23 protein-coding genes and 1 riboswitch are annotated in these 22,545 nt (G+C 71.6%); of the genes, 16 read left to right on the forward strand and 7 right to left on the reverse strand.

Annotated elements, in window-relative coordinates; translation table 11 throughout:
• Window positions 1-11 precede the first annotated feature (11 nt).
• Window positions 12-734, forward strand: a complete 723-nt coding sequence (locus ACM9LD_RS03730) for a hypothetical protein (RefSeq protein WP_415675429.1) — start codon at window positions 12-14, stop codon at window positions 732-734.
• Window positions 735-1,108: 374 nt separating this feature from the next.
• Here ACM9LD_RS03730 and qcrB read toward each other — a convergent pair whose 3' ends face one another.
• Genes qcrB through ctaE form a run of 4 tightly spaced genes read right to left on the reverse strand, consistent with a single transcriptional unit; the run spans window position 1,109 to window position 5,485 of the window.
• Entirely contained in the window at window positions 1,109-2,734 is a 1,626-nt protein-coding gene (gene qcrB / locus ACM9LD_RS03735; RefSeq protein ID WP_415675430.1) for a cytochrome bc1 complex cytochrome b subunit, read from the reverse strand.
• A complete protein-coding gene (gene qcrA / locus ACM9LD_RS03740; protein ID WP_415675431.1) occupies window positions 2,734-3,915 on the reverse strand; it encodes a cytochrome bc1 complex Rieske iron-sulfur subunit in 1,182 nt (393 codons plus the stop codon). Before qcrA ends, qcrB begins: the two co-directional genes overlap by 1 nt.
• Window positions 3,912-4,832, reverse strand: a complete 921-nt coding sequence (gene qcrC, locus ACM9LD_RS03745) for a cytochrome bc1 complex diheme cytochrome c subunit (protein WP_415675432.1) — start codon at window positions 4,830-4,832, stop codon at window positions 3,912-3,914. Before qcrC ends, qcrA begins: the two co-directional genes overlap by 4 nt.
• 38 nt (window positions 4,833-4,870) lie before the next feature.
• Window positions 4,871-5,485 carry an aa3-type cytochrome oxidase subunit III gene (ctaE, locus tag ACM9LD_RS03750; RefSeq protein WP_415675433.1) on the reverse strand — a complete coding sequence of 205 codons (615 nt, stop codon included), beginning with the start codon at window positions 5,483-5,485 and terminating at the stop codon, window positions 4,871-4,873.
• Between the two features lie 266 nt (window positions 5,486-5,751).
• Here ctaE and ACM9LD_RS03755 point away from each other — a divergent pair, with 266 nt between their 5' ends.
• The 5 genes from ACM9LD_RS03755 to ACM9LD_RS03775 all read left to right on the forward strand — a co-directional run bounded on the left by ACM9LD_RS03755 (window position 5,752) and on the right by ACM9LD_RS03775 (window position 9,473).
• Window positions 5,752-6,081, forward strand: a complete 330-nt coding sequence (locus ACM9LD_RS03755; RefSeq protein ID WP_415675434.1) for a hypothetical protein — start codon at window positions 5,752-5,754, stop codon at window positions 6,079-6,081.
• A gap of 22 nt (window positions 6,082-6,103) precedes the next feature.
• Entirely contained in the window at window positions 6,104-7,150 is a 1,047-nt protein-coding gene (trpD, locus tag ACM9LD_RS03760; RefSeq protein ID WP_415675435.1) for an anthranilate phosphoribosyltransferase, read from the forward strand.
• Window positions 7,147-7,614 carry an aminoacyl-tRNA deacylase gene (locus ACM9LD_RS03765; RefSeq protein ID WP_415675436.1) on the forward strand — a complete coding sequence of 156 codons (468 nt, stop codon included), beginning with the start codon at window positions 7,147-7,149 and terminating at the stop codon, window positions 7,612-7,614. Before trpD ends, ACM9LD_RS03765 begins: the two co-directional genes overlap by 4 nt.
• A gap of 70 nt (window positions 7,615-7,684) precedes the next feature.
• Window positions 7,685-8,536, forward strand: a complete 852-nt coding sequence (locus ACM9LD_RS03770) for an HpcH/HpaI aldolase/citrate lyase family protein (protein ID WP_068521038.1) — start codon at window positions 7,685-7,687, stop codon at window positions 8,534-8,536.
• A gap of 22 nt (window positions 8,537-8,558) precedes the next feature.
• A complete protein-coding gene (locus tag ACM9LD_RS03775; protein ID WP_415675437.1) occupies window positions 8,559-9,473 on the forward strand; it encodes a hypothetical protein in 915 nt (304 codons plus the stop codon).
• 3 nt (window positions 9,474-9,476) lie between these two features.
• Here the strand turns inward: ACM9LD_RS03775 and ACM9LD_RS03780 are convergent, their stop codons facing one another.
• Complete coding sequence (locus tag ACM9LD_RS03780) at window positions 9,477-9,752, reverse strand: Lrp/AsnC family transcriptional regulator (RefSeq protein ID WP_068521033.1); 276 nt, start codon at window positions 9,750-9,752, stop codon at window positions 9,477-9,479.
• Between the two features lie 27 nt (window positions 9,753-9,779).
• Window positions 9,780-11,606, reverse strand: coding sequence for a DEDD exonuclease domain-containing protein (locus ACM9LD_RS03785; RefSeq protein WP_415675438.1), 1,827 nt, complete (start codon window positions 11,604-11,606; stop codon window positions 9,780-9,782).
• 119 nt (window positions 11,607-11,725) lie between these two features.
• Here ACM9LD_RS03785 and ACM9LD_RS03790 point away from each other — a divergent pair, with 119 nt between their 5' ends.
• The 5 genes from ACM9LD_RS03790 (at window position 11,726) to ACM9LD_RS03810 (ending at window position 16,952) form a co-directional block, all read left to right on the forward strand.
• Complete coding sequence (locus tag ACM9LD_RS03790) at window positions 11,726-11,956, forward strand: hypothetical protein (protein WP_415675439.1); 231 nt, start codon at window positions 11,726-11,728, stop codon at window positions 11,954-11,956.
• A 121-nt stretch (window positions 11,957-12,077) separates the two neighbouring features.
• Window positions 12,078-12,227, forward strand: a riboswitch (cyclic di-AMP (ydaO/yuaA leader).
• Window positions 12,228-12,241: 14 nt separating this feature from the next.
• Window positions 12,242-12,919, forward strand: coding sequence for a C40 family peptidase (locus ACM9LD_RS03795; RefSeq protein ID WP_415675440.1), 678 nt, complete (start codon window positions 12,242-12,244; stop codon window positions 12,917-12,919).
• A 90-nt stretch (window positions 12,920-13,009) separates the two neighbouring features.
• Window positions 13,010-14,023, forward strand: coding sequence for an NlpC/P60 family protein (locus ACM9LD_RS03800; RefSeq protein ID WP_415675441.1), 1,014 nt, complete (start codon window positions 13,010-13,012; stop codon window positions 14,021-14,023).
• Between the two features lie 44 nt (window positions 14,024-14,067).
• On the forward strand, window positions 14,068-15,786 hold the full coding sequence (locus tag ACM9LD_RS03805; protein ID WP_415675442.1) for an acyl-CoA dehydrogenase family protein: 1,719 nt from the start codon (window positions 14,068-14,070) through the stop codon (window positions 15,784-15,786).
• A 35-nt stretch (window positions 15,787-15,821) separates the two neighbouring features.
• On the forward strand, window positions 15,822-16,952 hold the full coding sequence (locus ACM9LD_RS03810) for a glycosyltransferase family 4 protein (RefSeq protein WP_415675443.1): 1,131 nt from the start codon (window positions 15,822-15,824) through the stop codon (window positions 16,950-16,952).
• A 163-nt stretch (window positions 16,953-17,115) separates the two neighbouring features.
• Here the strand turns inward: ACM9LD_RS03810 and ACM9LD_RS03815 are convergent, their stop codons facing one another.
• Complete coding sequence (locus ACM9LD_RS03815; RefSeq protein ID WP_415675444.1) at window positions 17,116-18,918, reverse strand: AMP-dependent synthetase/ligase; 1,803 nt, start codon at window positions 18,916-18,918, stop codon at window positions 17,116-17,118.
• A 122-nt stretch (window positions 18,919-19,040) separates the two neighbouring features.
• Between ACM9LD_RS03815 and ACM9LD_RS03820 the strand changes: the two genes are divergently transcribed.
• The 5 genes from ACM9LD_RS03820 to ACM9LD_RS03840 are packed head-to-tail and all read left to right on the forward strand — an operon-like array spanning window position 19,041 to window position 22,505.
• On the forward strand, window positions 19,041-19,433 hold the full coding sequence (locus ACM9LD_RS03820; RefSeq protein WP_415675445.1) for a hypothetical protein: 393 nt from the start codon (window positions 19,041-19,043) through the stop codon (window positions 19,431-19,433).
• Window positions 19,426-19,890 carry an SRPBCC family protein gene (locus ACM9LD_RS03825; protein WP_336671384.1) on the forward strand — a complete coding sequence of 155 codons (465 nt, stop codon included), beginning with the start codon at window positions 19,426-19,428 and terminating at the stop codon, window positions 19,888-19,890. Before ACM9LD_RS03820 ends, ACM9LD_RS03825 begins: the two co-directional genes overlap by 8 nt.
• The gene (locus tag ACM9LD_RS03830) at window positions 19,890-21,116 is read left to right on the forward strand and encodes an ArsA family ATPase (protein ID WP_415675446.1); all 1,227 of its coding nucleotides are present in this window, start codon (window positions 19,890-19,892) and stop codon (window positions 21,114-21,116) included. The genes ACM9LD_RS03825 and ACM9LD_RS03830 overlap by 1 nt, the downstream gene beginning before the upstream one ends.
• The gene (locus ACM9LD_RS03835; protein ID WP_415675447.1) at window positions 21,109-21,558 is read left to right on the forward strand and encodes a hypothetical protein; all 450 of its coding nucleotides are present in this window, start codon (window positions 21,109-21,111) and stop codon (window positions 21,556-21,558) included. The genes ACM9LD_RS03830 and ACM9LD_RS03835 overlap by 8 nt, the downstream gene beginning before the upstream one ends.
• Window positions 21,555-22,505 (forward strand): ROK family protein, encoded by a 951-nt coding sequence (locus ACM9LD_RS03840; protein ID WP_415675448.1) that lies wholly within the window; start codon window positions 21,555-21,557, stop codon window positions 22,503-22,505. Before ACM9LD_RS03835 ends, ACM9LD_RS03840 begins: the two co-directional genes overlap by 4 nt.
• The last annotated feature ends 40 nt before the right edge of the window (window positions 22,506-22,545 follow it).

The raw sequence follows: 22,545 nt of genomic DNA on the forward strand, positions 1-22,545 counted from the left end.
TGCATGCACGCATGACGCAGGCCAGAGCCGGGCTGTCCGTACGCAAGCTCACCGCCGACGAGGTGCGCGGCAGAGGCGGCACAGTCGCTCCGCCGAGGACCAAGTTCGACTTCGCCGAAGCGGAGCCCGACGCGTACGGTGCCGGGGCGTACGACACCGTCGGGCACACCGGCGTCGTCGACGCCCCCGAGCGCGCCTACCTGGCCGTGGACACCGTCGGCAGCCCGCGTACCTCCGAGGACTTCCGCGTGGCCGCCGAAGCCCTCTACGCGGCCGCCTACGGCGTCAAGGTGCGCAACAAGGCCCTCTACCGCCGCGGCACCCCCGGCGCCGACGAGGCCGCCCGCAGCGACTTCCGGATGCCCCCGCTCGAGCGGCTCCGCGGCGACGTGGCGCCGCAGGACACCGGCGCGGCCCGCTGGACGCTGCTGCTGCGCCGCCCCGCGTGGATCGACGAGGCCGAGGTGGGCGACGTGCTCGAACAGCTCGAGGCCAGCAAGGGGCTCAGTCTCGCCCGCGTGCACTGCCTGGACCTGCCGGCATCGTCGTACCTGCAGACCCGCGTCGACGGGCGGTGGTCGGCCGCCCTGACCCCCACCGCGAAGGCCTTCGCCGTGCAGCTGCGCGAGCGTGGCCTCACCGCCGTCGACGGCGCCTGGCACGAGGTCTGCCTCGGCGAGCCCGGCGCCCCGGTGGGGGAGAACAGCTACCTACTGCGCCTGCGCCTGGCCTGAGTCAGCGGCGCTCGCCGCCGCGGGCGCGCGTCCACGTCACGTCGTCCCGGCTGCGCCGCTCCCGCGCGACCCCGTAGGTGCGGGGGCGGTGGTGCGGGGGCGATGGTGCGGGCCCAGCTTCTCTGTGCCGGAGCCGCGTACGCGCCGCGTGCGCGGCTGGATCCCGCGCACACCACACGCGTGAGCGTCCGTGGCGCGTGCGCACAGGCGCGCCCGGTGCGCGGATACGCGCGTGGCGTGCGCAAGCTCGCGTGGTGTGCGCAGCAGTGGCGCAGGCGGACGGGATGGCGGACGCCGGCGGCGGACCGTCGGAACCGGAAACGACTGCGGCCCCTCCCCGGGTGGGGGAGGGGCCGCAGTGGCGTTGTCAGGACCTACTCGACGTCGATCTTGCCGCCGTTGTCCTGGACCTTCTTGAGGGCCTCGAGCGCCTTGACCTCGTTCGCGTGATCGCGAGCGGCGTTGTCGCGCTGCTCCTCGGGCGAGTCCGCCCGCAGGAACGAGCCCGTGCCGGGCTGGCCGGCGGCGCCGAGCTGGTTGGCCTTGGTCGGGACGACCGCGCCCTCGTAGGGGAGCGGCACGGCGTGGCCGTGGTCGTCGACGGGGCCGAGCGGCTGGTGGAGCTCGATGAACTCGCCGTTCGGGCGGCGCACGATGACGCCGGTCTCGATGCCGTGCTCCAGCACCGCGCGGTCGGCGCGCTGCAGGCCGATGCAGAACCGGTAGGTCAGCCAGTAGGCGACCGGCGGTGCCACGACCAGGCCGATGCGGCCGATCCACGTCATCGCGTTGAGCGAGATGTGGAACTTCAGCGCGATGACGTCGTTCACGCAGGAGAGCGTGAGCACGATGTAGAACGCGAGCGCCATGGCGCCGATCGCGGTGCGCACCGGCACGTCGCGAGGACGCTGCAGGATGTTGTGGTGCGCATCGTCGCCGGTGAGCTTCTTCTCGATCCACGGGTAGCCGATCATCAGGCCGATGATGACGCCGATGATGATCGCCACGAACGCGGCGCCCGGAACCGTGTGGCCCCAGATGTAGAGCTCCCACGCCGGCCACAGACGGGCCAGGCCGTCCGTCCACATCATGTAGACGTCGGGCTGCACGCCCGCGGAGACCTTCGCCGGGTCGTACGGGCCGATCGTCCACACCGGGTTGATCGTGAAGATGCCCGCCATGAGGGCGATGATGCCGAAGGTGGCGGCGAAGTAGGCGCCGGTCTTGACCGCGAAGACGGGGAGGATGCGGACACCCACCACGTTCTCCTCGGTGCGGCCGGGGCCCGCGAACTGGGTGTGCTTCTGGTACCAGACGAGGGCGAGGTGGCCCGCGATCAGCGCCAGGATGATGCCCGGGAACAGCAGGATGTGCAGCACGTACAGGCGCGGGATCAGCAGCTCGCCGGGGAAGTCCCCGCCGAACAGGGCCCAGTGGACCCAGGTGCCGACCACGGGGAGGCCGACGACGATGCCCGACATGGCGGCGCGGACGCCGGTGCCCGACAGCAGGTCGTCCGGGATCGAGTAGCCGAAGAAGCCCTCGAACATCGCGAGCAGCAGCAGCGCGCAGCCGATGACCCAGTTGGCCTCACGCGGGCGACGGAACGCGCCGGTGAAGAAGATGCGGGCCATGTGGATGATGATCGACGCGGCGAACATCAGGGCGGCCCAGTGGTGGATCTGGCGGACGAACAGGCCGCCGCGCACCTCGAACGAGATGTCCAGGGTGGTGGCGTAGGCGCGCGACATCGCGACGCCGTGCAGCGGCTCGTAGGCGCCCTCGTAGTGGACCTCCGACAGCGACGGGTCGAAGAACAGGGTGAGGTACACGCCCGACAGCAGCAGGATCACGAAGCTGTACAGCGCGATCTCGCCCAGCATGAACGACCAGTGCGTGGGGAAGACCTTGTTGATCTGGCGACGAATGCCGGGCGCGAAGTGGTACCGCGAATCCAGATCGTTGGCCTGGTGGCCGATCCGATCTCCGAGTGTGGTCATCAGTGCGTCGCCTCCCAGAAGGCCGGTCCGACCTGTTCGATGAAGTCGCCGTTGGCGACCATGTAGCCCTGCTCGTTGACCGAGATCGGCAGCTGCGCGAGGGCACGGGCGGCGGGACCGAAGACCGGCTTGCCGTACTCGAGCGCGTTGAACTGCGACTGGTGGCAGGGGCAGAGGATGCGGTTGGTCTGCTGCTCGTACAGCGACGTGGGGCAGCCGAAGTGGCTGCAGACCTTGGTGTAGGCCCAGTAGTCGCCGTAGTTGAAGCTCTCCTGGCCCTCACGCTTGATCGCGCGCACCGCGTCCTCGGGACGCAGGCGGATCAGCATGACGGGGTTGCGGATGCCCTTGAGGCCGTGGAGCAGCTTGAGCCGCGACTCCTCGGTCTCGCCGAAGCCGTCCGAGACGCGCCACGGGAAGACCGTCATCATGCCGCCGGCGTCGAGGTCCTCGGCGCGCACCAGCTTGACCTTGTAGGGGTCGCCCACGTCGTTGCGGAGGAACACGGGCTCGTGGTTGAGCTCGCTCGAGAAGTCGTTCTCGAGCGAGTTCCAGTACGGCGACCAGCCGGTGTGCCACAGCGGCGAGGCCTCGCGCTTGGCCCACGGGTTCTTGACCAGGCCGCCGATGAAGCCGGCCGCGGCACCGAGGCCGAGGACGCCGACACCGAATCCGGCCGAGGCCATGATCATCTTGCGGCGGGGGAGCGTGGAGGTCTCCAGCGCGTCCTTGAACAGCGCGGCCGTGGTGGCCTTGTCGACCTTGGACGAGCCGCCGGCGTCGTGCCGCTGCTGGACCGCGATCTCCTCGGGGATGAACTTCTTGGTGAACTGCACGGTGCCTGCGAAGACGCAGAGCAGCGACAGCCCGAAGGTGATGCCCAGCATCGGGGTGTACAGCGTGTACCACCAGTAGTGGGCGTCATCGATGCCCTGGTACTTCCACGGCCAGAAGAGGAAGACTCCGAGCAGCGCGGCGCCGAAGACGCCGGCCAGGGCGAACCACAGGGCGACGGTGCGCTCGGCGCGCTTCTCGGCGCGGGTGCCGGGGACGGGCCAGCGGGGCTCGCGGTAGACCAGCTCGACACCGTCGAGGTTGGTACCGAGCTTCACCAGCTCATCGTGGGACAGGTTGTCCAGTTCGTCGTCCGACGGGACGTTGTTCAACGGCTTGGCGGTCAATTCCTGCTCCCAACCCACATCGCGGCGCCGACGACGGCGATCATCCCGGTCACCCACATCACCATGCCCTCGGACGCGGTACCGAAACCGCCGAGGCCGTGGCCGCCGGGGGACTGGGTCTCGCCGACGTTCTTGATGAAGCCGATGATGTTCTTCTTCTCTTCAGGCGACAGTGCGCGGTCCGAGAACTTGGGCATGTTCTGCGGGCCGGTCAGCATCGCGGCGTAGATCTCCTGCTCGTTCGCGGGATCCAGCGGCGGCGCGAACTTGCCACCGGACAGGGCGCCGCCCCGGCCGGTGAAGTTGTGGCACGACGCGCAGTTGAGGCGGAAGAGCTCGGCGCCGGCGCCGAGGTTCTTGCCGCGCAGCGACTCCTGCGCGATGACGCGGTTGCCGTTCTCGTCGCGCTTGATCGAGCCGTCCGGGTTGTACTCCCACACGATCGACGGGCCGCCGCCGATCGACTGGATGTAGGCGCCCATGGCGTCGATCTGCTTCGCGTCGAACTTGGCGGGCTTGCGCACGATCTGCGACGAGTTGACCGTCGCGGGCATGCGGCCCGAGTGCACCTGGAAGTACACGGCCGAATCGCCGACACCGACGAGGCTCGGGCCGCGGTCCTTCACGCCCTCGAGGCTGGCGCCGTGGCAGCTGATGCACGAGGTCTCGTACAGTCGCTTGCCGGTCTCCACCTGCGCGGCGTCGAAATCGTCGGCGATCGCGACCTGCGGAGTGGGGCTGGCGATCGTGGCGACACCGCCGGCGGCGAGGAGGCCGCCGACCAGCAGCGCTGCGCTCGCGAACTTGCGGCGGAGCTTGCGCTGCTTCCGGGCCTTCTGTGCCGAGGCGACGGACGCGCGCCCGGCACCGTCGGGCTCGCCTCCCTCGCCGGCGGGCTCAAAGTTGGCTGAACTCATCTGCTATCCCTCTGTGATGGCGACTGAGATAAACGTCTTTAGCGAATGATGTAAATGACGGCGAAGAGGCCGATCCACACCACGTCGACGAAGTGCCAGTAGTAGCTGACGACGATCGCCGAGGTCGCCTGGGCGGGCGTGAACTTCGAGGCGCGGCTGCGGGCCAGGATGAAGACGAAGGCCACGAGGCCGCCCATCACGTGCAGGCCGTGGAAGCCGGTGGCCATGTAGAACACCGAGCCGTACACCGAAGAGCTGAGCGTGAGGCCCTCGCCGATCAGCGTGTTGTACTCGTGGAGCTGGCCCGCGATGAACGCGGCACCCATGATCAGCGAGATCAGGTACCAGATGCGGAACTTGAAGACGTCGCCCTTCTCCGCGGCGAAAACGCCCAGCTGGCAGGTGACCGACGAGGCGATCAGCACGATGGTCGGCGGCAGGGCCGCGGCCAGGCTGATGTTCGTGTCGGCGGGGGGCCATCCGTTCTCCCCAGCTCCGGCCCGCGCCACGAAGTACATGGCGAAGAGCCCGGCGAAGAACATGAGCTCGCTCGACAGCCAGACGATGGTCCCGACGCTGACCATGTTGGGCCGGTTGAGTGAGTGCACGCGCTGGGTGATGGCTGTAGCTGAGGTCGGTGCGGCGCTAGTCACCTCGCAAGTATGACCGGTCGTAGTATCGAATGCCTACCCGGGTCGCAGATTGGGCGCGTCGAATGTCACGGGCAGGCTGCGCGCCCTCCGCTCGTACACTCGAAACACCACGTCAACGGCCGGATCGGCATCGGCAGATAAGGCGAACCTTGCCCTACGACCTCAACGGCAGACCCGAGCAGCGGACCCGTTTGGGTCGGTTGCTCGGCCACCTGTCCACGCGCACCGTCGACGAGTTAACGCCCGGGCACCCCGGTTTGGTTCCCGTGGCGGAATCGGGCGACGACGCGGCCGCCTCGTCGTCGGTCCTCGACGCCTCCCCGGGCTTCGATCCCGAGGCGCAGAGCGTGCTGCGGCACGTCCTCGAGATCCCGGGCGGCGAGGTCGAGGAGGTGCTGCGCCTCGTCGGGCAGGACCGGTACGAGCGCGTGCCCGACGGTGCGCCGTCCCGCGACGGCCTGGAGACGGTGGCGGTGGCCCGGGTTCAGAAGGTCGACGCGCTGCACGTCTCGCAGGAGCGCTCGCGGATGGCGGGCGTCACCGCGCGGCACGGCGGGCGGGCCGTCCTGTGGCAGGTGCTCCAGATACCCGCTTGAACCACCCCATTACGCTGTGGCCATGGATTGGCCGACCGTTCTCACCGAGCTCACCTCCCAGCGCGACCTCAGCGCGGAGCAGGCGCGGTGGGCGATGTCCGAGATCATGAGCGACGGGGCGACCCCGTCGCAGATCTCCGCGTTCGGCGTCGCCATGAAGATGAAGGGCCCGTCGCCGGTCGAGGTGCGCGCGCTGGCCGACGTGATGCTCTCGCTCACGACCCCGGTGCCCTTCGACGCCCGCGCCGTCGACATCGTCGGCACCGGCGGCGACCGCTCGCACTCGGTCAACATCTCCACGATGAGCTCGATCGTCGTGGCCGCGGCCGGCGTCCCGGTGCTCAAGCACGGCAATCGGGCCGCCTCGTCGAAGTCGGGCGGCGCGGACTGCCTGGAGGCGCTCGGCGTCGCGATCGGGCTGAACGCCGACGGCGTCGCGCGCACCACCACCGAACTGGGCATCGGCTTCTGCCTCGCCTCCGTCTTCCACTCGGGCCTGCGCTTCGCCGGCGCCACCCGCAAGGAGATCGGCATCCCGACCGTCTTCAACGTGCTCGGCCCGCTGACGAACCCCGGCCGCCCCTCCGCCGGCCTCATCGGCTGCGCCTTCGCGGACCTCGCGCCCGTCGTGGCGCAGGCCTTCGCCGATCGCGGCGGCCAGGACCACGTGATCGTCGTCCGCGGCGACGACGGGCTCGACGAGCTGACCACCACGTCGACCTCCACCGTCTGGCGCGTGCAGGAGGACGGCGTGGGCGTCGAGTCCGTCGACCCCCGCGAGCTCGGGCTGGCCCGGGTCGCTATGGAGGACCTGCGGGGCGGCGACGCGACCGTCAACGCCGCGATCGCCCGGGCCTTCCTCGCCGGCGAGACCGGCCCGGTCCGCGACGCGGTGCTGCTCAACTCCGCCGGTGCCGTCGCCGCGTACGAGGGCCTGACCGCGGGGGAGCCCGTGCAGGACGCGCTCGCGGCGCACCTGCCGCGGGTCGCCGAGGCCGTCGACTCGGGCGCAGCCGCCGCGCTGCTCGACCGCTGGGTCGCGCTGTCGCAGGAGATCGCGGGCGCGTGAGCGAGTCGGGGCTGGACCGGATGCGCGCGGACGCCGCAGCCCGGGGTCTGACGGTGACCGTCCGCGAGCGCCCGGCCGCGCGGAGCCTGGAGGAGGCGGCGGCCCTCATGGAGCTGCCGCCGTCGCAGCTGGTGAAGTCGCTGGTCGTGCGCCGCGGCGAGGGCGATTACCTGTTCGCGCTGGTCCCCGGAGACCGGTCGATCGCGTGGCCCAAGCTGCGCGCCGTGGTCGGGGTGAACCGGCTGGCGATGCCGCCGGCCGACGAGGCGCTCGAGGCCACGGGGTACGAGCGCGGCACGATCACGCCCGTCGGGGCGCGGGGCGACTGGCCGGTGTACGTCGACGAGCGGATCGTCGGCGCGACGGTGGCGCTCGGCGCCGGCGCGCACGGCCACAGCGCGATCGTCGACGCGGACGCGCTCATCGCGGCGTACGGTGCGATCGTCGCCGACATCTCCGACTAGGGCCCGCGAACAGAACGCACAAAATTCCATTCCGTGGAATTCGGTGTTCCGCCCGCCTAATCTTGGCGGCGTGAGTAAGCGCACAGTCTCCCCACAGATCGCCCGTTCCTGGCTGCTCGTCCCGGCCTCCCATCCCGAGTCCTTCGCCGTGGCACAGGCCAGCGAGGCCGATGCCGTGATCATCGACCTCGAGGACGCAGTCGCCGCGAAGGACAAGGAGCAGGCGCGGGCGGACACCGTCGAATGGCTGTCGACCGGCCATCGCGCCTGGGTCCGCATCAACGACGCGGCGAGCGAGTACTGGAGCGCCGACTGCGCCGCGCTCAAGCAGTGCGCCGGGCTCGAGGGCGTCATGCTCGCGAAGTCCGAGGGCTCGAGCCACCTCGACGACACCGCGGATCGTCTCCCCGACGGCACGCCGATCCTCGCGCTCGTCGAGACCGCCCGCGGGATGCAGAACGTCGCACGGATCGCCTCGGCGCCGTCGACCTTCCGGATCGCCTTCGGCACGGGCGATTTCAAGCGGGACACCGCCGTCGGCGAGGATCCGATCGCCCTGGCCTACGCGCGCTCACAGCTGGTCATCGCGTCGCGCGCGGCCCGCCTGCCCGCGCCCATCGACGGGCCGACCCTGAACATCGCGCACCTGCCCACCGGGACAGCCCTGGCGAAGGAGATGGGCATGTCCGGGAAGCTGTGTCTCACCCCGGAGCACGCCGGCGTCATCAACAGCGGCCTCAGCCCGAGCGAGTCGGAGGTGGCCTGGGCGCACGGCTTCATCGACGCCTTCGAGAAGTCGGGCGGCAAGATCACCGACGGCTCCGACCTGCCGCGTCTGGCGCGGGCCCAGAAGATCGTGCAGCAGGCCGTCGACTTCGGCATCGAGGTCGAGGCCGCGGAGGTCAGCCACAGCGGCTACTGACCGCGCGGCCTACGCTCGGGACATGGGGTTGTTCGGGAGGAAGAAGTCGGTCGACGACCAGCCGGATCCGTACTTGGAGCTGCTGGCCATCCGGGACGCGGATCGTCTCCGGTCACTCACGCGGACCGTGTTGGCGGAGAACGGGTTCGAGGCGGAGGTCCGCGGCGATCACGTGGTGACCGCCGATGGCCGCACATTCGGGCTCGACAATCTCATGCGCAAGGTCCGCGGCGCCGGGCCCGCCGAGTGGGACGGTGTCGTCCGCGAGCACTTCTCCGCGATGCTCCGCCCGCCGGACGAGGAGCCGGACGAGGCGCAGATGCGCGAACGGATCATCGCGCGGCTGTGGGACGTGACCGCGACGGACGGTCGGATGAGTTTCGACTACGCCCTCGAATGGCAGTCCGGCGTGGCCGAGGTGCTCGCCGTCGACTACCCGGACCGGGTCAGCATCCTCAGCGACGGCTCCGTGCGGGAGATGGCGCCGCTCGGGCCCTGGTACGACCGGGCGCGGCGCAACCTGTGGCGCGAGCTCACCGAGACGGCCGAGATCCGCGTCGAGACCGTGGAGCACGACGGGCACCGATTCCAGTGCGCCCTCAGCGAATCCGTGTACACGGCCAGCGGCGCGGTGCTGCTGCCCGAACTGCTCCCGCGATGGGTGCCGGGCGTCGACCTGAGCGGCGGCGTGCTGTTCGCCGTGCCCTTCCGCAACCAGCTGGCGTTCGCGGCCTGCTCGAGCGCGGAGGCTGCGCTCGGCGGCCTCATGCTGCTGCCGGTGTTCGCCGCCAACGGCTACTCCGACGGGGTGGGACCGGTGTCGCCGAACGTCTACTACTGGCGCGACGGCACGGTGACGCAGATCAGCAGCATCGCCGACGACGCCCTGAACGTGACGCCGCCGCCGGAGCTGCTGGAGATCATCAACGGCGAGTGAGCGTCAGTTCCCGATGTCGAAGCCCGCGTCGACGTCCGCCGAGGCGTACTCGCGGAATGCGATGTGGGTGGAGGTGCTCGCGACGCCGTCGATGCGGTTGATCTTCTCCGTGACTACCTCGGCGATCTGATCGTGCTCGCGCACGCGCACCTTCGCGATGAGGTCGATGTCGCCGGCGCACGAGTACACCTCGGTGACGCCCTCGATGTTCGCGACGGCCTGCGCGGTCTCGGGGATGCGGTGCACGTCGGCGTTGATGAGGACGATCGCGGTGATCACTGCGGGGCCTTCCGGTCGATCTGGCGTTCACGCGGCGTGCGTGGCCTCCTCACTGTATTGCCTGGCGGGCCCGCGCGGATGCGCCGCCGCCGCGCGGGCGTCGCGGCCGGCCTCGGAGGCCCGCCCCGCCCACTCGAGCCAGCGCCCCGCGCCCGCCAGCGGCTCACCCCACATCCCCTGCACGTCGACGATGCGCGTCCCCGGCCGCAGCGCCCAGCGGCGCAGCAGCGCCGCCTCCTCCGGGCTGGCGCCGTGCAGGGTGTCGGCGGGGAAGAGGGCGTCGGGAACGTCCGGCGCGGCGAGGTCCCCGCACGCTTCGTACACGGACTCGGCGCCCGCACGCAGCCGGTCGAAGACGGGCATCGGCGGCACCCCGCGCGGAGCGACGCCGGCAGCGGCGAGGCGGCCGTGCCGCACGATCGAGAGCTCCCAGCCGCCGGCCCCGTCGGGGTGCGCGATCGACAGTTCGGGGACGTCCGCGAAGGCGACCAGCGCGTGCGAGCGGGCGACCGCGTCCACCAGTTGTGCGGTCCGGTCGCGCAGCCGGGCGGCGGACTCGAAGAACTCCCGCTCCGCGAGGGCGGCCAGGCGCGCCTCCAGCGCGTCGAAGACCTCCGACGAGCGTCCGGTGAGCGCGGCGGCCGCCCGCTCGGCCCGCGGCCGGTACACGGCCGCGGGCTCCGGCGCTGCGGCCGAGGCCCGGCACCCGCCGAGGGGGTGGGCACCGTCGGGGCCCAGGGCGCAGGAGTGGACGGCACCGGCCCGCAGCCGGGTGGTGCACGTGCGCAGGCCGCTCGCCTCGGCGAGCAGGTCCGCGAGATCCGCCGCGTCGGTGCGGGAGCGCACCGGGCCGATGCACGCGGCGCCCGCGGGCGCCGAGCGCTTCACTGCGAGCCGGGGGAAGGCCTCGGCGGTCAGACAGATCCACCAGCCGCGTTTCGGGTACTTCGACCGCCGGTTGTACGGGGGAGTGTGCGCGGCGATGAGCCGCAGTTCCCGCGCAGCGGCCTCGAGCGCATGCGCGCACTCCACATGGTCCACGCGCTCGGCGAGGCCCACCATCTCCTTGATCCGGCCCCGCGTCTCGCCGGCGGTGAAATAGCTGCGTACCCGGCGGTGCAGGTTCCCCGACGTGCCGACGTAGAGCACCTCGTTCCCCGGCCCTCGGAACAGGTACACGCCCGGCCGCTCCGGCAGCGGATCGGCGAGGTGGCGCTTCGCGCGCTGCTGGGGCGTGACCGACGGCAGGTGCCCGCGCAGCTCCCCGAGCGTGTGGATGCCGAGGTTGCCGACACGGCCGATCAGCCCGTGCAACACCTCGACGGTGGCCCGAGCGTCGTCGAGTGCTCGGTGGTTGGGCGTGGTCTCGGTGCGGAACAGGCGCGCGAGCTCGCTGAGCTTGACCGACGGTGCCTCGTCCCGCGTGAGCACCCGGCGCGCGAGCTGGACCGTGCACAGCGAGGCGGGCTTCGGCCACGGGGTGCCGGTCGCGGCCGCGGCGGCCTTGAGGAAGCCGAGGTCGAACCGGGCGTTGTGCGCGACCAGGACGGCGCCGTGCGCGAACTCGAGGAACGAGGGGAGGACGGATTCGATCCGCGGGGCGCCCGTGACCATCGCCGTGGTGATGCCGGTGAGGTGGGTGATGTGGGGGGAGATGCCGCAGCCGGGGTCGACGAGCGTCGCGAACTCGCCCAGGACCTCGCCGCCGCGGACTTTGACCGCGCCGATCTCGGTGATGGCGTCTCCACCCCTGGGGGAGCCGCCCGTGGTCTCCAGGTCGACCACCACGAAGGTCACCTCCCGCAGGGGCGGGTCGACGGTGCCCGTCTCGCAATCGTCCAGGCTGAGCTGCATGCCGCGACGGTAGAACACCCCACCGACAGGTTTCCGCCGACCGAACGCGCACTCGAAACTTGTCAGTGACCGGGCCTAGCGTCGCCGGCATCGAGACCCCGTCAACGAAGGGACGCGCCATGACGCTGCACGTCGACTGCTCCACCTGCCCCGCCAAGCCGCGCGCCTGCGGCGACTGCGCCGTGGGTTTCCTCCTCGGCCCGGTGGTCGTGGCCGCGCCGCCCGTGTCGGGTCCCGACGACGACTCGGTCACGGATCCGGGTCTGAGTGACGCAATCGCGGCGTTCGCGAACGAGGGAATGCTGCCCGGCCTCCGGGTGGTGCCTGACCAGGCGAAACAGGCGGGTTAGGATGCCTCTCAGGGGTGACTCGGGGTGGTTCCCCGGCGCGTCCGGCTAGACAGGCGCGTTTCCGTTTCGTAATCTTTCTGAGACCTTGCGGAGGAGCCCGGAGCGAAAACCGCCCCGTCTCCCGAGGTCACCGCCTAAGAGGCCGCAAGGCCTCGCCGGGGACCCACACGCGTTATCCGGGGTGAATCGCCGGAGGTCACGACCTCTGGGGTAGGGCATCTTCCTCGCCCGAACCCGTCAGCTAACTCGGTCGGCGGTCGGGAAGAAACTTAGGAGAATCGCTTCGTGGCGAAACACCGACTTCAGCCGCAGCCGAGCAAGGGTGCCACCGTCGCCCGCGGTGCGCTCGCAGCGGGCGCCGTGACCATCGGTACGCTCGCGGCCCCCACGGCCGCGTTCGCAGCGCCCGCCCCCGCTGCGCCGGCCCCGGTCGCGCCCAAGGCGAAGCCCGCCCCCGCGCCCGGCGTCAAGCCCGGGGTCACCGCAGGCAAGGCCAAGCCCGCCGCGAAGCCCGCGCAGACCGTCGCCTCCCGCAATACCACCGCGCGCCCCAACGTCGTGAGCGGCGTCGCGGTCGCCCCGAAGCCGGGCGTCACCACCGTCGCCGGCGCACAGCCGGGCGGCGCGAAGGCCAAGGTCGTGCAGGCCGCGCTGTCGCGCACCGGCCTGCCCTACTCGTACGGCTCCGCGGGCCCCAACTCGTTCGACTGCTCGGGCCTCGTCTACTGGTCCATGAAGCAGGCCGGCATCACCGTCCCGCGCGACAGCTACGGCCAGCTCGGCGGCGGCCGTTCGATCCCCATCTCCGACCTGCAGGCCGGCGACATCGTGATCTACAACGGTGGCAGCCACGCGGCTCTGTACATCGGCAACGGCAAGGTCGTGCACTCGGTGAACTACGGCATCCCGGTCAAGGTGAGCCCGCTCAACGAGATGTCGGTCTACTCCGCCCGTCGTTACTGACGTAACCTGGCAGTGATTGCGTTCGCAATCGTGCTCCAGCTTGGAAGGACCCGCTCGGCCGTGTCATCGACCTCCTCGTCCCGTTCGCTCGTGCTGCGCGGTTCTGCCGCGTCCGCCGTGGTCGCCCTCGTGGCCGGCTTGACCGTCACCGGCAGCGCGACCGCGGACCCCGACACCGCCGACGCCGCGCTCAAGCAGTACGAGGCGCTCTCGGAGCAGGCCTCCGGCACCAACGAGGCGGCGAAGGCCGCGCAGGAGGACGCCGAGAAGGCCACGGCCGCGAAGCGCGCGGCCGATGCCACCCTCGTGGCCGCGAAGCGCGAGGTCTCCGCCGTGGCGGCGCGCAAGGCGGCGCTGCAGCCTCAGATCGACGCGGTGGTCGTGGCCAACTACAAGGGCTCGCGCACCAACCGCACGTACGCACTGCTCGTCAGCGACTCGCCGCAGCAGATGCTCGACCAGATGTCGACGCTCGACTTCGTCAACCGCGACGTCGTCGCCACCGTCGACGCGTACAAGAAGTCGAAGGCCGCCGCCGATTCCGCGGCCACCCGTGCCGCCGAGGCCGCCAAGTCGGCCGAGGACACCCGCACGGAGGCCGAGCGCAAGGCCGCGGACCTCAAGCAGAAGAAGTCGCGGCTCGCACAGGAGATCGCCCGGATCAAGGCGATCTACGACCGGCTCACCGGCGCCCAGCGCCAGACGCTGATCGGCCCGCCCACGCCGTTCGACCCCAGCAAGGTTCCGCCGGGGAGCACCGCGGAGCTCGCCGCCGTCCGGGCGGCGCTCACCCGCGTCGGCAGCCCCTACGCCTGGGGCGGCACCGGGCCGGGCCAGTTCGACTGCTCGGGGCTCATGGTCTGGGCGTACCAGCAGTCCGGCAAGTCCCTGCCGCGCACCTCGCAGGCGCAGCTCAACGGCGGGCGCCCCGTCTCCCGCGGCGAGCTGCAGCCGGGCGACATCATCGTCTACTACTCCGCGGCCACGCACGTCGGCATGTACGTCGGCGACGGAAAGGTCGTGCACGCCTCCACCTTCGGCGTGCCGGTGCAGGTCGTCCCGATCGACGCCGCCGGTCCGTACAACTCGGCGGTCCGCTACTAAGACTTCCGCGGTGCGGGCGGCGCCCACGGGGCTACAGTGAGCCCATGTCCGCTTTCCTGCTGAATCCGCAAACGGCCGACTACGCGCACTTCGACGAGGAGACGCGGCGCCTGCTCCGAGCGACCGTCGACTTCTTCGAGTCGTACGGCAAGGAGCGCCTCCTGCAGGCGGACCTGAACGCCGAGTGGGTGACGGACTTCCTCGCCTTCGAGAAGCGCGAGAAGCTGTTCGCCACGTTCCTCACCCCCGCGGCCTACGCGGACGGGGACCCGAATCGCCGGTGGGACGGCGCGCGCAACGCCGCTCTCAGCGAGATCCTCGGCTTCTACGGCCTCTCGTACTGGTACGCCGAGCAGGTCACCATCCTCGGCCTGGGGCCGATCTGGATGAGCGCCAACGAGGAGGCCAAGCGCAAGGCCGCGCGACAGTTGGCCGACGGTGGCGTCATGGCCTTCGGCCTCTCGGAGCGCGCGCACGGCGCCGACGTCTACGACACCGACATGATCCTGACCCCCACGGGCGACGGCGGCTTCACCGCGTCCGGCACCAAGTACTACATCGGCAACGGCAACGTCGCCGGGATGGTCTCGGTGTTCGGCCGCCGCGCGGACGTGGAGGGCCCCGAGGGCTACGTCTTCTTCGCCGCGGACAGCGGCCACCCGGCGTACGAGCTGATCGACAACGTGGTGCACTCGCAGATGTTCGTGTCGACCTTCGCCCTGCACGACTACCCGGTGACCGCCGAGGACGTCCTGCACACCGGTCCCGATGCCTTCGCCGCCGCGCTGAACACCGTCAACGTCGGCAAGTTCAACCTGTGCCACGGCGCGATCGGCATCGGCGAGCACGCCTTCTACGAGGCGATCACCCACGCCAACAACAGGATCCTCTACGGGCATCCCGTCACCGACTTCAGCCACGTGCGCGCCAACTTCGTCGACGCCTACGCCCGGCTCGCCGCGATGAAGCTGTTCAGCGACCGCTCGGTGGACTACTTCCGCAGCGCCAGCCGCGAGGACCGCCGGTACCTGCTCTTCAACCCGATGACGAAGTCGAAGGTCACGTCAGAGGGGGAGAAGGTCGTGACCCTGCTGCTCGACGTGATCGCGGCGAAGGGCTACGAGAAGACCACGTACTTCCACCAGGCCAACCGGTACATCGGGTGGATGCCGCGGCTCGAGGGCACCGTGCACGTGAACGTGGCGCAGATCCTCAAGTACATGCCCAACTACCTGCTCAACCCCGCCGAGTACCCCGAGATCGGCACCCGCCTCGACGCCGCCGACGACGCCTTCTTCTTCGCGCAGGGCCCGCTGGGCGGCGCGAGCAAGGTGCCGTTCGCGGACTGGACGACCGCCTACGAGGCCGCCGCGGACGAGCCCAACGTCGCGATCTTCTACGAGCAGGCGAAGGCGCTGCGCGAGCTCCTGCTCACCGCGGCGCCCGATAAGGCGCAGGCCGAGGACCTCGACTTCGTCCTCAACGTCGGGCACCTGTTCTCCCTCGTCGTCTACGGGCAGCTGATCCTGGAGCAGGCGGCCCTCACGGGGCTCGACCGGAGCCTGCTCAGCCGCATCTTCGACGTGCAGATCCGCGACTTCTCCGCGTACGCGGTCGGGCTGTACGGCAAGCCCGGCGCGACGCCGGCGCAGCAGCAGTGGGCGCTCGACTCGGTGCGGCGTCCCGTCGCGGATCAGGCGACCTTCGACCGGGTGTGGGAGCAGGTCGCCGCGTACGACGGCGCCTACGAGATGCGCCCCTGAGCCGTATGGGGCAGAGCGCCCAGTACGGTTGACGCATGCCGCGCACGCTGCTGGTCACCAACGACTTCCCGCCCCGCCCCGGAGGCATCCAGACCTACCTCCAGGCCTTCGTCCGGCAGCTGCCCGCCGACGAGCTCGTGGTCTACGCCTCGCGCTGGCGCGGGAGCGAGGAGTACGACGCCGCACAGCCCTTCGAGGTGGTCCGCCACCCGACGACGCTGCTGATCCCGACCCCCGACGCGTTCTCCCGTGCCCGGGATCTGGTGCGCTCCCGCGACATCGAGACCGTGTGGTTCGGCGCCGCGGCCCCGCTCGCGCTCCTGGGCGCCCCGCTCAAGGACGCGGGCGCGCTGCGCACCGTCGCCTCCACCCACGGCCACGAGGTGGGCTGGTCGATGCTCCCGCCGTCGCGCGCCTGCCTGCGCCGGATCGGCGACACCACGGACGTGACGACGTACGTCAGCAAGTACACGCGCGGGCGGTTCGCCGCCGCGTTCGGCCCGCGTGCCGCGCTGGAGCACCTCCCGCCCGGCGTCGACACCGACGTCTTCCGGCCCGACGATGCCGCCCGCTCCGCCCTGCGCGCCCGCTACGGCCTCGGCGAGGACGAGCCCGTCGTGCTGTGCCTCTCGCGGCTCGTGCCGCGCAAGGGGCAGGACATGCTGATCCGCGCCCTGCCGCGCGTCCGGAAGCAGGTGCCCGGCGCCAAGCTGCTGATCGTGGGCGGCGGCCCCTACGCGGAGACGCTGCACACGCTCGCGCGGGAGACCGGCGTCGACGACCAGGTGATCTTCACGGGAACGGTCCCGTTCGACGAGCTCGCGGCGCATCACAACGTGGGCGACGTCTTCGCCATGCCGTGCCGCACCCGCGGCGCCGGCCTCGACGTGGAGGGGCTCGGCATCGTCTTCCTCGAGGCCTCCGCGACCGGGAAGCCCGTGGTGGCAGGCGATTCCGGCGGCGCGCCCGAGACCGTGTGGGAGGGCGAGTCGGGCCACGTCGTGCCCGGCCGCGACGTCGAGGCGATCGCCGACGCCGTCGCCGGCCTCCTCGCCGATCCCGACCGGGCCGCGACGATGGGCGCCCGCGGGCGCGAGCTGGTGGCCGAGCACTTCGACTGGCGCCGCCTCGGCCACCGCCTCCAGACCCTGCTCAACCCGTACTGATCCACCTCGGAACTGACCGCCGAGCGACCTTCGGTGTGATCCTGCGGCCGCGGACCGGCGTGTCGCCGCCGACATGCACCGAAGCTGCGCAGTCGCACCGTCGCCCCGAGAACAGAACCGCCGCACCGGGATCCGGCGCGGCGGTTCTGTGTTCGGGTGGAGGTTACTTCGCGTAGAGCTCGGCGATGTCGTCGGCGTACTTCTGCGAGACGACGTTCCGCTTGACCTTCATGGTCGGCGTCATCTCGCCCGTCTCCTCCGAGAAGTCCTCGGGCAGGATGCGCACCTTCTTGATGGCCTCGGCCTTGGAGACGGTCTCGTTGGCCGCTGCCACGGCCTTGTTGATCTCGGCCAGCAGGTCGGGATCGTTGCGCAGGTCGGTGACGGTGGCCGACTCAGGCTTGCCGTTCGCGGCCTTCCACTGCGGGAAGGCCTCCGGGTCGATGGTGACCAGTGCCGCGATGTACGGCTGCGCGTCGCCGACGACCATGGCCTGCGAGATCAGCGGGTTGCTGCGCAGCGCGTCCTCCAGGCCGGCGGGGGAGACGTTCTTGCCACCCGCGGTCACGATCAGCTCCTTCTTGCGGCCGGTGATCGACAGGTAGCCGTCGTCGTCGATCGAACCCAGGTCGCCCGTGTGGAACCAGCCGTCCTCGATCGCGGCCTTGGTGGCCTCCTCGTTGTGCCAGTAGCCGCGGAAGACGACGGAGCCCTTGAGCAGGATCTCGCCGTCCTCGGCGATCTTCGCGGCCTGGCCGGCCAGCGGCCGCCCCACGGTGCCGATCTTCTGCGCGCCCGCGACGTTCACGGTGATCGCCGCGGTGGTCTCGGTGAGGCCGTAGCCCTCCATCACGGTGACGCCCACGCCGCGGAAGAAGTGGCCGAGCCGCGCGCCCAGGGGAGCGCCGCCCGAGATCGCGACCTTGCAGTTCCCGCCGAGCGCGGCCTTGAGCTTGCCGTAGACAAGCTTGTCGAACAGGGTGTGCTTCGCCTTGAGGATCAGGCCGGCGCCTCCGGTGTCCTGCGCCTGGCTGTACTCGATCGCGGTCTGTACGGCGGCGTCGAAGATCTTGCCCTTGCCGCCGTCCACGGCGCTCTGCTGCGCGGAGGCGTAGACCTTCTCGAAGACGCGTGGGACCGAGAGGATCAGTGTGGGCTGGAAGACGGAGAACTGCGGCACCAGGTTCTTGGTGTCGTTGAAGTGGCCGACCAGCGCGCCGCCCTTGAAGCAGGCGATGTTCACGGCGCGCGCCAGCACGTGGGCGAGCGGCAGGAACATCACGTTCGAGCCGCCGCGGATCGCGTCGCCGAACGGCGAGCTGAGGATCGCCTCGGCCTCGCTCATGAGGTTGGAGTGGGTCAGCTCGCAGCCCTTGGGGCGGCCCGTGGTGCCGGAGGTGTAGATCAGCGTCGCGAGGTCCTCGGCCTTCACGTCGGCGCGGCCCGCGTGGACCTGGTCCTCGGTGATCTCCGCGCCCTCGGCGGTGAGCGTCGCGACGGCGCCCGGGTCGCCGTCGGCGGGGTCGATCTGCAGGACGCGCTGCACATTGTGCAGGCCCGTCAGCTCCGCGACCTCGGCGGCCTGCTTGGCGCCCTCGATGATCATGAGGACCGCGTCGGAATCCTCGAGGATCCAGTCGATCTGGCCCGACGAGCTGGTCTCGTAGACGGGCACGGTCACGGCGCCGACGGCCCAGATCGCGAAGTCGATGAGCGGCCACTCGTACCGGGTGGACGAGACCAGCGCGACGCGGTCGCCCGGCTTCACGCCCTGCGCCACGAGGCCCTTGGCGACGCCGAGGATCTCCTGCTCGTACTGCTTCGAGGTCACCGGCTCCCAGGTACCCGCGACCAGGCGCTTGATCCGGACGCTGTCCGGGTCCGTGCGGGCCACATCGAAGACGACGTCGACCGTGGAGGCCGAGGGGTCGATGGTGTAGTTGGCGGGAACGCTGATCTCGCGCACGAATCCTCCGGGTCGCAAACGGTGGTGTTGTGGTGAACCTTACACCGCTGCTCGGGGCGCGTTCCGGGCCCGAACCGACCCGGCACCGTCCGTCCCGCGGCCCGATGTGTGAAGCTTAGGAGGTGAGCACCATCCAAGTGGCCGACGTCGCGTTCGTCGCCGCCCACCCGAGTGCCGTGGCCGCCGCGATGGCGGGCGCGCAGCGGTGGCGCGGCTGGTTCCCCGACCTGCGGATGACCGTCACCGAGGACCGGGGCGATCTCGGGATCCGCTGGAAGGTCGACGGTCCCGTCACCGGGACGTCCGAGTTCTGGATCGAGCCGCATCTCGACGGGAGCCTGCTGCACTACTTCCTGCACGCCGAGCCGGCGGCGCCCATGACGCCGGAGCAGATCGTCGCCGACGTGCGCGAGCGCCGGGTCCGCGGGCACGACGTCATGTTCGACGTGAAGTTCACCGCCGAGAACGGCCGCGTCCTGGGCGGCCCGGCCGTCGGGGAGGTGGAGCGTGTCTGACGCGGAGCGCACCCGCGAATCCATCGTCATCGCGGCGCCGCCGGAGCGGATCATGGCGGCGATCTCCGCGTTCGACCGCTACCCCGAGTGGGTCTCCGCGGCGCGCGAGGTCACCGTCCTCGAGACCACCCAGGACGGGCAGCCCCGGCGCGTGCGGTTCGTGCTGGAGGAGGGCTTCCTCCGCGACACCTACGAGCTCGAGTACCGCTGGGCGCCCGGCGGCCGGTCCGTCGAGTGGGACCTCGCGGCGAGCACGCTGCAGAGCACCCAGCACGGCCGGTACGACCTCACCCCGACCGCCGACGGTGCCGGCACCACCGTGACGTACACCCTCGAGGTGACGCTGCAGATCCCGATGCTCGGGATGCTCCGCCGCAAGGCGGAGAAGGCGATCACCGACACCGCGCTCAAGGAGCTCAAGCGCCACGTCGAGGGCGAGTCGGCGGCGCAATCCTGATGTCCGGGGAGGGCACCGCGCCCCGTCTGCTGCTGGTGTCCGGCGCCGGGGGAGCGGGCCGGACCGTGCTGGCGACCGCCTTGGCGGCCCGCGCCGCCGGCCGCGGCCGCACGCTCCTGGTCACCGTGGGCCGGGTCGTCGATCCGCTCCTCGCCGACGGGACGGGGCCGTTCGACCACGTCCATCTCAATCCCGTCGAACTGCTCGCGCAGTGGTGGGCGGGCCTGTCCGCCACCGTCCGAGCCGGTCGCGGGCTCGCCGACGGTGCCGACGCCGGGGCGTCCGGGTTCGACCCCTTCGCGCTCGAGCCGCCCGAGCTGACGGGCCTCGCCGATGCCGAGCACGTCCTCGTGCTCCGCGCCGTCCGGGGGCACGTGGAGTCCGGCGCGTACCGCACCGTCGTCGTCGACGGGCCGGCCTTCGACGGCCTCGTCGCCCTTCTCACGGCTCCGTCGTCGCTGGCCGCCTACCTGGAGCGGGTGTGGCCGCGGCACGTCCGGCTCTCCGGACCGGCGGCCGGCCCCGCCGCGGGCGCGCTCGCCGCGCTGCTGCTCGCCGAGCCGCTCGCCGGGCTCGCCGACCAGCTGGCGGCGTTCGTCGCCGATCGGTCGGCGCTCGAGCTGGTGCACGTCGTCACCGGCGATCCCGGCCGCCCCGCTCGCGCCCGGGAGGAGCTGGCCGCGCTGGAGGTACTGGGGCTGCGCCCGGTGGCGCTCGTGCTCAACCGGTTGATCGCGGTCGACGACCGGTTCGCGCTGGACCTGCCGCACCCGGCGGTGCGGCTCGTCGGCTCCCGGGTGGCCGCACAGGACGATGCGCGCGAGGCCCTCGCGGAGGTGGCGACGGTGCTCGACCGCCCCGTCGTCGAGGCCGCCGAGGCGGTCGAGCCCGTCGTGACGCCGGCCGCCGCCGCCGCCGTGGAGTGGGACGCGGACGCGATCCTCGACGCCGCGCCCGCCGTCGTGCCCGTGCCGGAGGTGCGCGCGCTGGGCGGCGCGGGTCTCGACGCGCGGTACGAGTGGGCCGTCGCGCTGCCGATGGTCGACCCCGCGACGATCGGGCTGGGCCGCGTCGAGGAGGACGTCGTCGTCGAAGCCCAGGGTGTGCGGCGCCGGATCCGGCTACCGTCTGTGTTGCGCCGCTGCGTCGTTGCGGGCGCCACGTACGAGGAAGGGGACTTGCGCGTGACCTTCGTCCCCGATCCGGAGGTGTGGCCCCGTGGCTGATCCGACCCCCGATCCCTCCGAGGAGTTCCTCGCCTCCGCGGCCCGGCTGTTCGAGACCGCCCGCCCGTGGATCGCCGCGGCTCTCGCCGAGCACTCCGCGCACCCGGACGGCGAGCCCGGCGCGTGCCGGCTGTGCGCGCTCGGCGGAGCCGTGGGCCGGCACATCGAGCCCTTCGCCGCCGAGGCGTCGAAGTCCTTCGGCCAGTTCGCCGACGAGGTGCTGGCCGACCTGCTGCGGCTCGCCGAGGAACTGCTGGGCAGCGCGCGGATCGCCGCCGCGGCGGTGGCGGCGGACTACCTCGCCACCGTCGGGGGCGGGGCCCCGCCGGGCCCGCAGGAAGCCGCCGCGCCCGCGGAGCCGCCCGCGCCGTCCTCCCAGGCGAGCGGGTACGAGCGCATCGATGTCCGCCTGGCCCCCTCCGAGGAGGACCCCTCCGCATGACGCTGACGATCGGCATCGACATCGGCGGCACCTCGGTCCGCGCGGGGGTCGTGACGGACGACGGCACCGTCGTCGACACGGCGCGGGCGGAGACCCCGCGCAGCGCCCGCGCCCTCGAACGCTGCCTGGACCGCGTGGTCCAGGAGCTGTGCGTGGAGCACGACGTGAAGGCCGTGGGCCTCGCCGTCGCCGGCTTCCTGGACCCCGCGCGCCGGACGGTGGCGTTCGCGCCGCACCTGCCGTGGCGCGATGCGGCGGTGCCCGCCGAGATGACCGAGCGGATCGGCCTGCCGGTGGTCATGGAGCACGACGCGAACTCCGCGGCGTGGGCCGAGTTCGTCCACGGCCCGGCGCGGCAGTCGCGCGTCACGTGCGTCGTCGCGCTCGGCACCGGCATCGGCGCGGGCCTGCTCATCGACGGCGAGCTCTACCGCGGGGCCTACGGGGTGGCGCCGGAGCTCGGCCACCTGCAGGTGGTGCCCGACGGTCGGCCGTGCGAGTGCGGCAAGCGGGGGTGCTGGGAGCGCTACTGCAGCGGCACCGCGCTGGTGGAGACGGCGATCGACCTGATGGGCGGGCAGGGCTCGCGGGGCGTGCTGCTCGCGCGGGAGCTCGCGGACGACCCGGGCTCGCTGACGGGGCGCAAGGTCGCCGCCGCCGCGGAGGCCGGCGACCCCGTCGCGCAGGAGGCGGTCGGGGAGCTGGCCCGCTGGCTCGGCGTGGGCCTGGCGATGGTCAGCGACGTCTTCGACCCGGACCTCATCGTGCTCTCCGGCGGGGTGGGCGCCTCGTCTCGGCTGTTCCTCGACGACGCCCGGGACCACTACGCGCAGCAGCTCACCGGCGGCAGGTACCGCCGCAAGGCCCGCATCCGGGCGACGGAGCTGGGCGAGCGCGCCGGGATGCTCGGCGCCGCCGCGCTCGCGCGGGACGCGGTCCGCGGCTGATCGCGCGGCGCCGTCCGCGCCGCCTCGGTAGAGTGAGGCA

It is taken from the genome of Tsukamurella hominis (genome assembly GCF_965137015.1).
GTDB classification, from domain to species: domain Bacteria; phylum Actinomycetota; class Actinomycetes; order Mycobacteriales; family Mycobacteriaceae; genus Tsukamurella; species Tsukamurella hominis.

Bases quoted from the DNA above. Each gene is read 5' to 3' on its own strand.
- qcrC (WP_415675432.1), bottom strand. From the start codon at position 4,832: ATGAGTTCAGCCAACTTTGAGCCCGCCGGCGAGGGAGGCGAGCCCGAC.
- ACM9LD_RS03810 (WP_415675443.1), top strand. From the start codon at position 15,822: ATGCCGCGCACGCTGCTGGTCACCAACGACTTCCCGCCCCGCCCCGGA.
- ACM9LD_RS03790 (WP_415675439.1), top strand. From the start codon at position 11,726: ATGACGCTGCACGTCGACTGCTCCACCTGCCCCGCCAAGCCGCGCGCC.
- ACM9LD_RS03775 (WP_415675437.1), top strand. From the start codon at position 8,559: ATGGGGTTGTTCGGGAGGAAGAAGTCGGTCGACGACCAGCCGGATCCG.
- ACM9LD_RS03785 (WP_415675438.1), bottom strand. From the start codon at position 11,606: ATGCAGCTCAGCCTGGACGATTGCGAGACGGGCACCGTCGACCCGCCC.
- ACM9LD_RS03830 (WP_415675446.1), top strand. From the start codon at position 19,890: ATGTCCGGGGAGGGCACCGCGCCCCGTCTGCTGCTGGTGTCCGGCGCC.
- ACM9LD_RS03840 (WP_415675448.1), top strand. From the start codon at position 21,555: ATGACGCTGACGATCGGCATCGACATCGGCGGCACCTCGGTCCGCGCG.
- qcrB (WP_415675430.1), bottom strand. From the start codon at position 2,734: ATGACCACACTCGGAGATCGGATCGGCCACCAGGCCAACGATCTGGAT.
- trpD (WP_415675435.1), top strand. From the start codon at position 6,104: ATGGATTGGCCGACCGTTCTCACCGAGCTCACCTCCCAGCGCGACCTC.
- ACM9LD_RS03805 (WP_415675442.1), top strand. From the start codon at position 14,068: ATGTCCGCTTTCCTGCTGAATCCGCAAACGGCCGACTACGCGCACTTC.
- ACM9LD_RS03730 (WP_415675429.1), top strand. From the start codon at position 12: ATGACGCAGGCCAGAGCCGGGCTGTCCGTACGCAAGCTCACCGCCGAC.